This window comes from Iodidimonas sp. SYSU 1G8, assembly GCF_039655775.1.
Taxonomy (GTDB): Bacteria; Pseudomonadota; Alphaproteobacteria; order SMXS01; family SMXS01; genus RI-34.
In genome coordinates this window covers 453,754-466,528 of record NZ_JBBYXJ010000001.1, presented here as the reverse complement: position 1 = coordinate 466,528, position 12,775 = coordinate 453,754, and the positions used below count along the sequence as shown (strand labels likewise).

Annotated in this window: 13 protein-coding genes; 5 read left to right on the top strand and 8 right to left on the bottom strand. The window is 63.9% G+C overall.

The features are described 5' to 3' along the window. Positions 1-23: 23 nt before the first annotated feature. Together WJU17_RS02250 and WJU17_RS02245 are read right to left on the bottom strand one after the other, a co-directional pair. A complete protein-coding gene (locus WJU17_RS02250; protein WP_346327377.1) occupies positions 24-1,166 on the bottom strand; it encodes an isobutyryl-CoA dehydrogenase in 1,143 nt (380 codons plus the stop codon). A gap of 138 nt (positions 1,167-1,304) precedes the next feature. Continuing rightward, positions 1,305-2,036 (bottom strand): Crp/Fnr family transcriptional regulator, encoded by a 732-nt coding sequence (locus WJU17_RS02245; RefSeq protein WP_346325718.1) that lies wholly within the window; start codon positions 2,034-2,036, stop codon positions 1,305-1,307. Between the two features lie 110 nt (positions 2,037-2,146). Between WJU17_RS02245 and WJU17_RS02240 the strand changes: the two genes are divergently transcribed. Next, positions 2,147-2,398, top strand: coding sequence for a hypothetical protein (locus tag WJU17_RS02240; RefSeq protein ID WP_346325717.1), 252 nt, complete (start codon positions 2,147-2,149; stop codon positions 2,396-2,398). Positions 2,399-2,499: 101 nt separating this feature from the next. On the opposite strand, the gene WJU17_RS02235 is transcribed toward WJU17_RS02240, so the two are convergent. After that, a complete protein-coding gene (locus WJU17_RS02235; RefSeq protein ID WP_346327376.1) occupies positions 2,500-3,930 on the bottom strand; it encodes an aldehyde dehydrogenase family protein in 1,431 nt (476 codons plus the stop codon). Between the two features lie 176 nt (positions 3,931-4,106). Between WJU17_RS02235 and WJU17_RS02230 the strand changes: the two genes are divergently transcribed. The 4 genes from WJU17_RS02230 (at position 4,107) to WJU17_RS02215 (ending at position 7,281) form a co-directional block, all read left to right on the top strand. Next, complete coding sequence (locus WJU17_RS02230; RefSeq protein WP_346325716.1) at positions 4,107-5,003, top strand: LysR family transcriptional regulator; 897 nt, start codon at positions 4,107-4,109, stop codon at positions 5,001-5,003. A 9-nt stretch (positions 5,004-5,012) separates the two neighbouring features. After that, entirely contained in the window at positions 5,013-6,017 is a 1,005-nt protein-coding gene (gene hemB, locus WJU17_RS02225) for a porphobilinogen synthase (protein ID WP_346325715.1), read from the top strand. A 115-nt stretch (positions 6,018-6,132) separates the two neighbouring features. Then, positions 6,133-6,873 carry an arginyltransferase gene (locus tag WJU17_RS02220; RefSeq protein ID WP_346327375.1) on the top strand — a complete coding sequence of 247 codons (741 nt, stop codon included), beginning with the start codon at positions 6,133-6,135 and terminating at the stop codon, positions 6,871-6,873. A 15-nt stretch (positions 6,874-6,888) separates the two neighbouring features. Next, entirely contained in the window at positions 6,889-7,281 is a 393-nt protein-coding gene (locus WJU17_RS02215; RefSeq protein WP_346325714.1) for a hypothetical protein, read from the top strand. A 4-nt stretch (positions 7,282-7,285) separates the two neighbouring features. On the opposite strand, the gene parC is transcribed toward WJU17_RS02215, so the two are convergent. From parC to lepB, 5 genes are read right to left on the bottom strand one after another with little or no spacing between them, the layout of a single operon-like run. Beyond that, positions 7,286-9,517 carry a DNA topoisomerase IV subunit A gene (gene parC, locus WJU17_RS02210; protein WP_346325713.1) on the bottom strand — a complete coding sequence of 744 codons (2,232 nt, stop codon included), beginning with the start codon at positions 9,515-9,517 and terminating at the stop codon, positions 7,286-7,288. Positions 9,518-9,569: 52 nt separating this feature from the next. Then, positions 9,570-10,322, bottom strand: a complete 753-nt coding sequence (gene recO, locus WJU17_RS02205) for a DNA repair protein RecO (protein WP_346325712.1) — start codon at positions 10,320-10,322, stop codon at positions 9,570-9,572. Positions 10,323-10,328: 6 nt separating this feature from the next. Then, positions 10,329-11,231 (bottom strand): GTPase Era, encoded by a 903-nt coding sequence (gene era / locus WJU17_RS02200; RefSeq protein WP_346325711.1) that lies wholly within the window; start codon positions 11,229-11,231, stop codon positions 10,329-10,331. Next, positions 11,228-11,899 carry a ribonuclease III gene (rnc, locus tag WJU17_RS02195; protein WP_346325710.1) on the bottom strand — a complete coding sequence of 224 codons (672 nt, stop codon included), beginning with the start codon at positions 11,897-11,899 and terminating at the stop codon, positions 11,228-11,230. The genes era and rnc overlap by 4 nt, the downstream gene beginning before the upstream one ends. A gap of 6 nt (positions 11,900-11,905) precedes the next feature. Next, on the bottom strand, positions 11,906-12,742 hold the full coding sequence (gene lepB / locus WJU17_RS02190) for a signal peptidase I (RefSeq protein ID WP_346325709.1): 837 nt from the start codon (positions 12,740-12,742) through the stop codon (positions 11,906-11,908). Positions 12,743-12,775 lie beyond the last annotated feature (33 nt).

The window sequence follows — 12,775 nt, the reverse complement described above, 5'->3', positions numbered from 1 at the left end:
GGTTCCCCCTTTGCTGGAATGGATCAGGCATCCTTGAGAATCTGGCGCGAAATGATCACCCGCATGATCTCGTTGGTGCCCTCGAGGATCTGGTGAACGCGCAGATCGCGCAGGAAACGCTCGATCGGGTATTCCTTGATGTAGCCGTACCCGCCATGCAGCTGCAGGGCGTGATTGACGATGTCAAAGCATACGTCGGTCGCGAAGCGCTTGGCCATGGCGGCCTTGGTGGTCGCGCCCGGCAGCTTCTCGTTCACCGCGACCGCGGCGGAATGCACCATCAGGCGAGCAGCTTCGAGGTCGGTCGCCATGTCGGCCAGCTTGAACTGGGTCGCCTGGAAATCGGCGATGGCCTGACCGAACTGCTTGCGCTCCTTGGTGTAGGCGATGGCGCGCTCCAGGCACGCACGCGCGCCGCCCAGCGAGCAGGCGGCGATGTTCAGGCGGCCGCCATCAAGGCCCATCATGGCGATCTTGAAACCCTCGCCTTCCTTGCCGAGCAGATTGGAGACAGGAATGCGGCAATTGTCGAAGATGACCGCCGAGGTCGGCTGCGACTTCCAGCCCATCTTCTTTTCCTGGGCGCCGAACGACAGGCCGGGCGTCCCCTTTTCGACGACGACGCAGGAGATGCCTTTCGGTCCGTCTTCGCCCGTCCGTACCATCACCACGTAGATGTCCGAATGACCGCCGCCGGAAATGAACGCCTTCGATCCGTTCAGCACGTAGTGATCGCCATCGCGCACCGCGCGCGTGCGCAGGCTGGACGCGTCCGAGCCAGCACCCGGCTCGGTCAGGCAATAGGATGCGATCAATTCCATGGTGGTCAGGCGGGGCAGCCATTTCTGGCGCTGTTCCTCGCCGCCCCAATTGTCGATCATCCACGAGGCCATGTTGTGGATCGAGATGAACGCCGCGGTAGACGGGCATGCCGAGGACAATTCCTCGAAAATGATGGTGGATTCCAGTCGGCCCAGACCGACGCCGCCGACATCGTCGCGCACATAAATCCCGGCGAAACCCAGTTCGGCCGCCTGGCGCAATTCGTCGATGGGGAAAATGGACTCTTCGTCCCAGTGGGCGGCTTTCGGCTCCATGACGTCCTTGGCGAACGCGCGCGCCGTATCCTGGAACAGGCGCTGATCTTCGTTGAGCTGAAAGTCCATCATGGTCTCCGCGAGATGTTTCTGGGCCGCTACCGGTTGTACGCGGCGTACACCGGCCGGATTGCGCCGCAATTCATACCCTATGCGGTCGGGCCGGCAAAAGTCTGAAAAAGCCTTGGGCGACAAAAGCCGCCGCGCTCACGGCACGGCGAGCTGTCCGAGTTGCAGATAAGTCGGATCGAATTCGCCCGCATCCCGCAGCGCGCTCCAGTCCAGGATGTCCAGGCTCGCGCCGTGCAGACGGATCAGCCCATCCCGGCGCATCTCCTGCAGCGTACGGTTGATGTGCACATGGGACAGACCCAGCGCATCCGCGATCTCGACCTGGGTGATCGGCCACTGCATGGAGAGGCCACCGGCCATGTTGATGGCGAGCTGGCGCACATAGACTTCGCAGATGAGGTGCGAAATCCGCTGATAGGCGGTCCGCCGTCCCGCACTGGTCAGCCATTGCCGGAAGATCGCGGCATCCGCCAGGGTTTCCTTCCAGAGCGCGCGGGCGATACGGGGATGGCTCTCGGTAATCTCGCGCATGGTCGCGTGGGTGATGATCGCGATCCGCGCCGGGGTCAGCGCCGCCACGCTGTGGTCCATGACATCGAGCAGGAAGCTTTGCGTATCGAAAATATCGCCCGGAAGATGGAAGGACAGAATCTGCCGCCTGCCATCGGCGAGGATCTTGTACCGGTGCACGAAGCCTTCAAGCAGCAGGCTGCATTGGGTTGGCCTGTCCCCCTCGGTGACGATATCCCGGTCTTCCCCGAAATCGATGGTCGCGCTGAAGGCGCCGAGGAGAGTCTCGAGCTCCGTCTGTGGTAATGGATAGAGATGGTCGAGCTTCGCAACGAGTGCGGCCGACTTAATGGCCATGAGGATCGCCTTTCCGTTTCGGCACCGATCAACGCCTTGGTGTTTTAACAACGCCAGGCGGAACAAGGATGATCCCTATTCATTTATGCATATCGGATCTGGAGAGACGAATGCCTCGATATTTCTTCGACATCGACGATGGCGACACCTCGACCGAAGACGATGAAGGCGTGGAATTCAGCGACCTGCAGGAAGCGCGCGATCGGGCAATCGACGTGTTACCCAACATCGCGCGCGATATTTTGCCCGACGGGGATCGGCGCGACTTCGTGATCACGGTCAAGGACCACTGCGGAAAACCGGTATTCCGGGCGACCCTCGCCTTCCAGGCCGAGTGGCTGGTCCCGCGCGAGTGCCGCTGACGGAAAACGAAAACGCCCCGGACTTCGGACCTTGGGCCTGAAATCCGGGGCGTGAACGTATTCCGACGTGCCGGACGCCGCGAGGGCGTCCGGAGAACGGATCAGCCAGCCTTGGCGAACTTCTCGATGATGTCCTTGCCGAACAGATCTTCGTCCGACGGGATCACCTTGGTCACGGCCAGCGGCTTGGAAACCCAGGTTTCGTTGATCAGGTCACGCCACGAGATGTTGTTGTTCGTGCCGTTGCCGCCCCACGAGCCGCAGCCCAGCGAGAAGGTCTGACGCATGCCGTTCCACAGATTGCCCGAGTTCGACGCGGCCTGCGGCTGGTTGACCATGACGCGCGAGGTCTTGGTCGCGTTGGCCAGCTTCAGGATGTTCTCGTCGCTGTTCGAGTAGATGCCGCACGAGTGGCCCTGACCCTGGTAGGACTGGATCTGGTTGGTCTTCAGGATCGCCTCGTCGATGTCCTTCACGCGGTACAGCGCCATGACGACCGACAGCTTCTCGCCCGAGAACGGGTGATCGGGGCCATAGCCGGTTTCCGGCACGATGAAGAAGGTCTTGCCTTCCGGCAGGTCGATACCGGCCATTTCGGCGATCTTGGTGGCGGGCTGGGCGACGATGGCCGTGTTGAGGTGGCCGTCATGCCAGATGGTGTGCTGCAGCTTGTCCTTCTCGGCGGCATTGACGACGTAGCCGCCCTTGCCTTCGAGCTTGGAAACCATCTGGTCGTAGATCTTGTCGACCAGCACGACCGAGTTGTCGGACGAGCACGAGGCGGCCAGATCGAGGGTCTTGGAAATGCGGATCTTCTCGGCCGCGTCATCCAGGTCGGCGGTTTCGTCGACGGTGATGACCGCGTTGCCCACGCCCACGCCCAGAGCCGGCGTGCCCGAGGAATAGGCCGCGGTGACCATGGCGCCGCCGCCGGTGGCCAGAATGCGGTCGCACTGCTTCATCAGCTCGTTGGTCTTTTCCAGCGACGGCGTATCGATACCGATCACCAGATCGGCCGGCGCGCCCATGGCGACGATGGCCTCGCGCATCAGGTCGCAGATCATCTTGTTGGTCAGCTTGGCGCGCGGGTGCGGCGCCACGATGATGGAGTTGCGGCCCTTCACGGCGTGGATCGCCTTGATGACCGGCGTCGCTTCCGGGTTGGTCGACGGCGCGAGCGCGCCGATGACACCGACCGGCTTGGCGATCTTGATGATGTTCCGTTCCTTGTCCTCTTCCAGGATACCGACCGACTTGTCGTCGATGATGTCCATGAGGGTGGCGCGGGTCTTGCGCGAAATCTTCAGGAACTTGCCGTCATAATTGCCCAACTGGGTCTCGTCGACGGTGAACTGGGCGATCTTCTCGGCGACGCCCGGCTTGGCAACGGCCCAGACCATGGCGCGGATCAGGGCATCGACCTGTTCCTGGGTATAGTTTTCGATCTGGGCCTGCGCGGCGCGCGAGCGTTCGACAAGGGCCTTGATCTCGAGGGCGGGCGTCAGTTCTTCGTCCGACACCAACTGCGTCATCTGCTTCTGCAACTGTCTTCTCCCCGTTTGAGCGCCCGACTCTCTCCAGACCGGACGCGGGACCATGGGTGAACCTCACCCGAAATTACGCAGTGGACTCTACACAAGACATATTTGCGTTGCCATGCGAAATTACTCGCCGTTACTCTGCGAAAATCCACAGATATGGCGAGAAAATGTATAATTGGGATGATCTTCGTTACGTCCTCGAATTGTCTCGGCGAGGCCGGCTTGCCGCGGCGGCACGGGCCTTGCAGGTAGATCACACCACGGTGGCCCGGCGCGTCGCCGCGCTCGAAGAATCCCTGAATACCCGCCTGTTCGACCGTACGCCGCGCGGCTATGTGGTCACCAAGGCCGGCCAGGCTCTGCTGTCCCATGCGGAGCGGATCGAGGCTCAGTCGATCAAACTCTACGAAGAAGTCTCCGGGCAGGACGCAACGCTGCATGGCACCGTGCGCATGGCCGCCACGGAGGGGCTCGCCATCGAATTCCTGGCCAAGGAGATGGTGAAATTTCGCGAACGGCACCCGGGCATCGTCATCGAACTGGTGGCCAGCACGCCTCTGCTCGACCTGTCCCGGCGCGAGGCGGACCTGGCGCTGACCCTGTCACGCCCCCAGTCCGGCCGGCTGATCGCCTGGAAGGTGGCGAACTACGCGCTCGGGCTTTATGCGACGCGCGCCTATCTGGATCGGATGCCGCCGATCAGGAACAAGCGGGACCTCAACAGGCACGACCTGATCTGGTACGTGGATGACCTCGTCACCCTGCCCCAGCTTCGCTTCCTCGACGACTTCATCAAGGACCCGAACATCGTCTTCGAATCCACCAGCGTCGTCGCGCATTTCAACGCGGCCCTGTCCGGGCTCGGCATGGCGTTCCTGCACTGCTTCGCGGCGGAACCCGATCCCAATTTTGTCCGAATTCTACCGGAAGAAGTTGAAGTCAGACGTGAATTTTGGCTGGTGGTGCATGAGGACCTGCGCCATGTTGCACGCGTGGAAGCGGTATGCGACTTTCTCACCCAACTGCTGCACCAGAACCAGGCCCTGCTGATGGGCCGCACCTGACGGACATCAATGACCGGCCGAACTGCCTCGCCAAGCTTTCCCACGACCCGCATGCGCCGCAACCGCAGGACCGAGTGGTCCCGGCGGCTGGTGGCCGAGAACGTGCTGACGGTCGACGATCTGATCTGGCCGCTGTTCGTGCAGGAAGGCGAAGGCCTGCGCGATCCGGTGGCGTCCATGCCGGGCGTGAACCGGCTGAGCATCGACATGGCCGTCGACGCGGCGGCGCGGGCCGCCAATCTGGGCATCCCGGTGATCGCGCTGTTCCCGCAGACTTCCATCGCCCTGAAAACCGCCGACGGACGCGAAGGAATCAACCCTGACAATCTGGTGTGCCGCGCGGTCCGGGCGATCAGGGCCGAAGTGCCCGACATCGGCATCCTGTGCGACGTGGCGCTCGACCCCTACACCGACCACGGCCATGACGGCCTGCTGATCAATGACGAGATCGCCAACGACGCCTCGGTGGAGGTGCTGGTGCAGCAGGCCCTGGTGCAGGCGCGCGCCGGCTGCGACATCATCGCGCCCAGCGACATGATGGACGGCCGCATCGGCGCTATCCGTCAGGCGCTCGATGCCGCCGGCTTCCAGCACGTGCAGATCATGGCCTATGCGGCGAAATACGCCTCGGCCTTTTACGGTCCGTTCCGCGACGCCATCGGCTCCTCGTCGTCGCTCGGCAAGGCGTCGAAGAAGACCTATCAGATGGACCCGGCCAATGGCGATGAAGCGCTGCGCGAGGTCGCGCTCGATATCGCGGAAGGCGCCGACATGGTGATGGTGAAGCCGGGCATGCCCTATCTGGACATCGTGCACCGGGTGAAGCGGGAGTTCGGCGTGCCGACCTTCGCCTATCAGGTATCGGGCGAATACGCGATGATCGCCGGCGCCATCCAGAACGGCTGGCTGGACCGCGACCGGGTCATCCTGGAGAGCCTGCTGGCGTTCAAGCGCGCCGGCGCGGATGGCATCCTGACCTACTTCGCCGAGGAAGTGGCCGAGAAACTGGTCTGAGCGCCGGGACCCAGACTACAAGAAGTTGAAGCGAGGCCAGCGTCACACAACCCGTATTGACGTTCCCCCTGTTCGTGCCATGCTTGGTGACTTCTCCTTGTAACGTTGCGTGCTCGTGACCGACCAGTTCATCCGCTTTCCCCGCTTCTACCTGACGGTGCCCTCCGCGTGCCCGTACCTGCCGGGGCGGCTGGAACAGAAAATCTTCACCGAACTGAAGGAACCGCACGCGCAGGACCTGAACGACAGCCTGTCCAAGGTCGGCTTCCGCCGGTCGCAGAAGGTCGCCTACAAACCGGCCTGCGATGGCTGCCACGCCTGCATCTCGGTGCGCATCCCGGTGAAGGATTTCGAACCGAACCGGACCATGCGCCGGGTGGCGCGGCGCAATGGCGACCTGATCCGGACGGCGGTGCCGCCGCATGCGACACTGGAGCAATACGAGCTGCTGACACGGTACCTGAACTCGCGCCACTCCAATGGCGGCATGGCCGGCATGACCGCCATCGACTATGCCACCATGGTCGAGGAAACGCCGGTCACCACCTATCTGGTCGAGTATCGCCGCCGGGATCTGGAGCCGCTCAATGCCGGCGATCCGCTGATCGCGACGTGCCTGAGCGACGTGCTCGATGACGGCGTCTCGATGATCTACAGCTTTTACGATCCGTCCCAGACCGATCGCAGCCTGGGCACGCACATGATCCTGTCCCATATCGATTGGGCAAGGAAGCTCGGGCTGCCCTATGTCTATCTGGGATACTGGATCGCCGGGTCGGAGAAGATGGCCTACAAGGCCAAGTTCCAGCCGCTCGAGATGTACGCGGACGACGCCTGGCGCAAGATGAAGATCTAACGGAAGGCCTGTTTCATGATCAGACCCATGGTGTGCGCGGCCCTGATGTCGCTCGTCGCGCTTCCGGCCGCTGCCCAATCATCGGCGCCCCTGTGCAAGGGTAGCCCCAAAGTGGTCGGAGAGTGCTTCACCTTCTATGGCCGCATGACCGTCCACAGCGGCGCGCCGGCGCTGCGAATCTGGCCGACCGGCACGAAGCGCCTGCTCGGCGTCGCCGACACGGACAACTCGCCGGAGACGGTCGCCGTGCCCGAGGATCTTCAGGCGCTACTGGCAACTGATCCGGCCGAGATCAACGGCAAGTTCGAGGTCTGCCCGCTCGATGCAGCCCGGCCAAACCGGCTGACGACGGTCTGCCTCGAGAGCGCCACCAGCCTGAAGGCCGTTCCGAAAGCCCCGACGCCTTAGTCGGTCAGGAGAACCGGTTGTTCGCCGCGAAACCGCGCGGCGCCATCCGGCCGCTCTGGCCGCGCCGGCCGATCCATTCGGTGACGTCGGTTTCCGTGCGGGTCCGCTCGCCTGAGGCCCAGGTGAGACCTTCCGAGAGGTTAAACACCTTCACGTCGCTCAACCCGCCGCCGCGATATTTCTGCAGGGCGACGCCTTTGCCGCGGGTCATTTCCGGCAACTCGTCGCGGGCGAAGATCAGGATTTTCCGGTTCTCGCCGACCACGGCCACGGAGTCGCCGGCGGCCGGGATGCAGATCCTGGCCCGCGTCGGCGCATCGACGTTCAGCACCTGCTTGCCGTTCTTGGTCTGGGCCAGGACGCTGGCGGCATCGACGATGAAGCCGCGTCCGTCGGAGCTCGCCACCAGCAGCTTCATGTCCGGTACATAGGTCATGGCCACGACGATGTCATCGGTCGCCGGCAGGTCGATCATCAGGCGTACGGGCTCGCCCATGCCGCGCCCGCCCGGCAGCTTGTCGCAGCCCAGCGTGTAGAAGCGCCCATTGCTGGCGAACAGCAGCAGCTTGTCGGTGGTCTGCGCGTGGACCGCGAAGGCCGGGCCGTCGCCATCCTTGAACTTGATCTCGGCGCCGCGGTCGATGTGGCCCTTCATGGCGCGAATCCAGCCCATGCGGGACAGGATCACGGTGACCGGCTCCTTCTCGATCAGCGCCTCGGCCGATACCACGACCGCCTCGCCGGCTTCGGCGAAGGTGGTGCGCCGCGCGCCCAGTTCGGTCGTCTTGCCGAAGCGCTGGCGCAGGCTGTCCAGTTCCTTGCCGATCGCCTTGCGCTGCAGGACCGGGCTGTCGATCAGCGCGGTCAGATCGGCCTGCTCGCCCTCGAGACCGGAATACTCCTTGATGATCCCCTCTTCCTCGAGCCGGCGCAGCGAACGCAGCCGCATGTTGAGGATCGCCTCGGCCTGCAGGTCGGACAGCTCGAACTGGCTCATCAGCACCGGCTTCGGCTCGTCCTCGCGCCGGATAATGGCGATCACCTCGTCGAGGTTCAGGAAGACGATCAGATAGCCGCGCAGGATTTCCATGCGCCGTTCGATGTTCCCCAAGCGGAACCGCGACCGGCGGACCAGAACCTCGATCCGGTGGTCGATATAGGCCTGCAGCGCTTCCTTGAGGGACATCACCCTTGGCGTCTGGTCCTTGTCGAGCACATTGAGGTTGAGCGAGACGCGGGTTTCCAGGTCGGTCAGCTTGAACAGGCTCTCCATCAGCACGTCGGGATCGACGGTGCGCGAGCGCGGCTCCAGCACGATGCGCACCTTGTCCGTCGACTCGTCCCGCACATCGGCCAGCAGCGCGGCCAGCTTCCGGTTATTGATCAGGTCCGCGATCTTCTCGATCAGCTTGGACTTCTGCACCTGATAGGGAATCTCGGTGACCACCAGCACGTAGGTGCCGCGTCCCTGATCCTCGATCTCCCACCGGGCGCGCAGGCGGAAGCCGCCGCGGCCGGTCTCATAGGCGCGGGCGATGCTGTCGGCGGGCTCGACGCAGATGCCGCCGGTCGGGAAATCCGGTCCCTTCACATGGACCAGCAGTTCGGTGACGCTCGCGTCCGGATGGGCCAGCAGGTGCTGCATGGCGAGGCTGAGTTCGTCCACATTGTGCGGCGGGATGCTGGTCGCCATGCCGACGGCGATTCCCTGCGAACCATTGGCCAGCAGATTCGGGAATCCGGCGGGCAGGACGAGCGGCTCCTCGTCGAGGCCGTCATAGGTCGGCCGGAAATCGATGGCGTCCTGATCGAGGCCCTCGAGCAGCGCCTCGCCCACATGGGTCAGCCGCGATTCGGTGTATCGCATGGCGGCGGCGTTATCACCGTCGATATTGCCGAAATTGCCCTGCCCGTCGATCAGCGGATAGCGGACGGCGAAGTCCTGCGCCAGGCGCACCAGCGCGTCGTAGATGGACTGGTCGCCATGCGGGTGAAACTTGCCCATGACGTCGCCGACGACGCGGGCGCATTTCTTGTAGCCGCCATTGGGGTCGAGCCGGAGCTGCTGCATGGCATATAGCAGCCGCCGGTGCACCGGCTTCATGCCGTCGCGCACATCCGGCAGCGAGCGCGCCATGATGGTGGACAGGGCGTAGGACAGGTAGCGCTCGCTGAGGGCGTCGCCAAAGGGGATGTCGCGGACGTTGTCGCCGCTGGGCGGGGTAATTTCGTTCATGGGGCGAATATAGCAGGCGGGCGCCGGGCCGCCACCAGATGATGTGTAATTTTCACCCTGGCCGGTGAACGGGTGCCATGCGGGCGAGCATATCGACGAAGCGCATCCGCGCCGGCGGCAGGCGCTGGCGGTTTGGGACGAACACACTGCGTTCGAGGAAATACCCGCTGAGATCGAAGCCCGCGATCACGTCGTCCCGGTCGATCGGGCCGCGCCCCGTCACGAAGCCGGGCAGGACCAGGAGACGCTCGGCATAGGCGCCCGCGCCCTCGCGGCTCACGGCGCGGCCGGTGCGCGGCGAGACGAACGCCAGCGCATCGGTCTGTCCGGTGACGGCGCAGGCGGAAAGGTCGAGGCCATAGCCCAGCGCCCCCAGCACGCCCAGTTCCCAGTGAACCAGCGCGGCGGCGACATCGGCGAGGCTGGCGCTGTCGTCGCGCAGCAGCGCGATCACCGGCAGGGACGCGAGGAAGACTTCCGGATGCGCCTCGCGCTCGGGCAAGGCGCCAGCGGCGACGGCACACAGCGCGGCAAGCGCCAGCAGCCTTTCGGGATCGGCCATGGCCGACGCCGCGTTGGCATCCAGCAACTCGACGGTCACCGTGCCGAGATGCTCCGCCAGCCGGCCGCGCCAGACGACGGCGACCCGGTTCCCGGCCTGCATGACGCCGCGCATGCGCGAAGAGGCGCCGCCCCGGACAAGGCCGCGATGGCGGCCGCGATCGCGGGTCAGAAGATCGACGATGACGGAGGATTCGCCGTGTTTGGCGGCGCCGAGCACCAAGGCTTCATCCGTCCATTCCATGGGGCCTCAATCGCTGAAGTCGAGCCCCATTTCGCGGTACCGCTCGCGCTCGTCGCCCCAGCCCTTGCGGACCTTGACGTTGAGGAAGAGGTGAACCTTGCGGCTCATGATCTCTTCCAGTTCCCGCCGCGCCGCCTCGCCGATCTCCTTGATGGTGCGGCCGCCCTTGCCGATGACAATGGGCTTCTGGCTGTCCCGCTCGACGAAGATCACCTGGTGAATCGCCACCGAGCCATCCTTGCGTTCGTCCCATTGCTCGGTTTCGACCGTCGCCGCGTAGGGCAGTTCCTGGTGCACGCGCAGGAATAGCTTCTCGCGGGTGATCTCGGCGCCCATCAGCCGCATGGGAATATCCGAGAGCTGGTCTTCCGGATAGAGCCACGGGCCGAGCGGCGCCTTCTGCGCGAAGTGGGTCTTCAGCTGTTCGATGCCGTCGCCATTGACCGCCGAGATCATGAAGATGTCGCTGAAGAGGCCCGTCTGGTTCAGCTCGTCCGCCAGCGACAGCAGCGACTCGCGGCGCACCAGATCGACCTTGGTCAGGATCAGCACCGCCTTGCGGCCGCCTTCCTTCAGTCCGTCGATGACATGCTGGGCTTCCGCGTCGACCCGCTTCTTGGCGTCGATCAGCAGGCAGACCACATCGGCATCGGACGCGCCGCCCCAGGCGGCCGCGACCATGGCCCGGTCGAGGCGCCGCTTCGGCGTGAAGATGCCGGGCGTATCGACGTAGACCAGCTGGGCATCGCCCTCGATCGCGATGCCGCGAATTCGCGTACGGGTCGTCTGCACTTTCTGGGTGACGATGGAAATCTTCTGTCCGACCAAGGCGTTGAGCAAGGTGGACTTGCCCGCGTTGGGCGCCCCCAGCAACGCGACGAAGCCGCAACGTGTGGTTGTTTCGGTCATTCCGCTCCAGTCAATTTGTTCAGCAGGACGCGTGCCGCCGCCTGCTCGGCAATCCGTTTCGAGTTTCCCTTGCCCGCCGCCTCGTGCTTGCCGATGGCGACGCTCACGGTGAATTCCGGTTCATGGGGCGGGCCTTCGCGGCCCGTCTCCCGATATGTTGGCGCGGCAAGGCCCCTGCCCTGCGCCCATTCCTGCAGCAAGGTCTTGGCGTCCTTCTCCTTGCGGGCAACGCTCGCGACCAGATCGTGCCAGTGCTTCTCGACGAAAGCGTGCGCCGCGTCGAAGCCGCTGTCCATGAACATGGCGCCGATCACCGCCTCGCAGCAATCGGCCAGGATCGCCGGCTTCTGGCGGCCACCATTATCCTCCTCGCCCGGCGACAGTCGGATGAACCTGTCGAGACCGGTCTGAAGCACGATGCGCGCCAGCGTTTCCTTGCGCACCAGCTCGTTGAAACGGATGGCGAGCTCACCTTCCTTGAAGGTTGGATAATCGCGGTAAAGACGCTGCGAAATGATCGCGCCCAGGACCCGGTCGCCCACGAACTCCAGTCGCTGATAGTTGGGCTGGCCCGTACAGGAGGGATGGGTCAGCGCCTGCTGCAGCAGGTCCGGATCGGCGAACGAGTAGCCCAGAAGGTCGCGCAGGATGTCGGAATCGGCCGGCACCGGGCCTTACTCGATGATATTGAAGAAGCGGCTGTAGCGCATCGCGCTGAACCAGTTCCACGGCTTGAACAATGGCGCGTCGCACATGCTGCCACAGGTCGAGAAGAACAGGATATCCGCGCGGCCCACCAGGTTTTCGGCGGGCACGAAGCCGACGCCGGTCTGCATGCCGCCGAAGCCGGAGGTCACGGGAAAGCGGCTGTCCGTGGAGTTGTCGCGATTGTCGCCCATGGCGAAATAGTGTTCGGCCGGAACGGTGAACGGACCGCGATTGTCGCCCTGCGAGGGAATGCAGTCGCTGCTGCCCTCATAATATTCGCAGTCCAGGGTGTTGTAGCTGACGCCGTTCGGCAGGGTCTCGCGCATCTGACGGAAGCGCTGGCCGGTGCCTTCCATGACGAAATCCTCGATCTGGCGGCGCTCGACGGCCTTGCCGTTGATGTACAGCGCGCCGTCGATGGTCTGCAGCGTATCGCCCGGCAGGCCGATGATGCGCTTGATGTAATCGGTCTTGTTGTCGGCAGGCCATTTGAACACGGCCACATCGCCCCGCTCCACGGGCTGCTCAAGCACGCGACCCTTGAACGGGATGATGCTCATGGGCAAAGAATGCTGGCTGTAGCCATAGGAAAACTTCGAAACCAGCAAGTAGTCGCCCACCCAGAGAGTCGGATACATGGACCCGGACGGGATGTTGAACGGCTCATAAGCCACGGTCCGGAAGGTCAGCGCGATCAGCACCGCGACGACGATCGTCGAGATGAACTCGGAGAACGCCCCCTGCTTCTTTTCTTCCTTGGCCGGCTTGGGCGTCGCCGCGCTCGGGCTCAACGGTTCGGACATGTGGCTTTTACTCTCGTGTCGTCTGCGGGACGA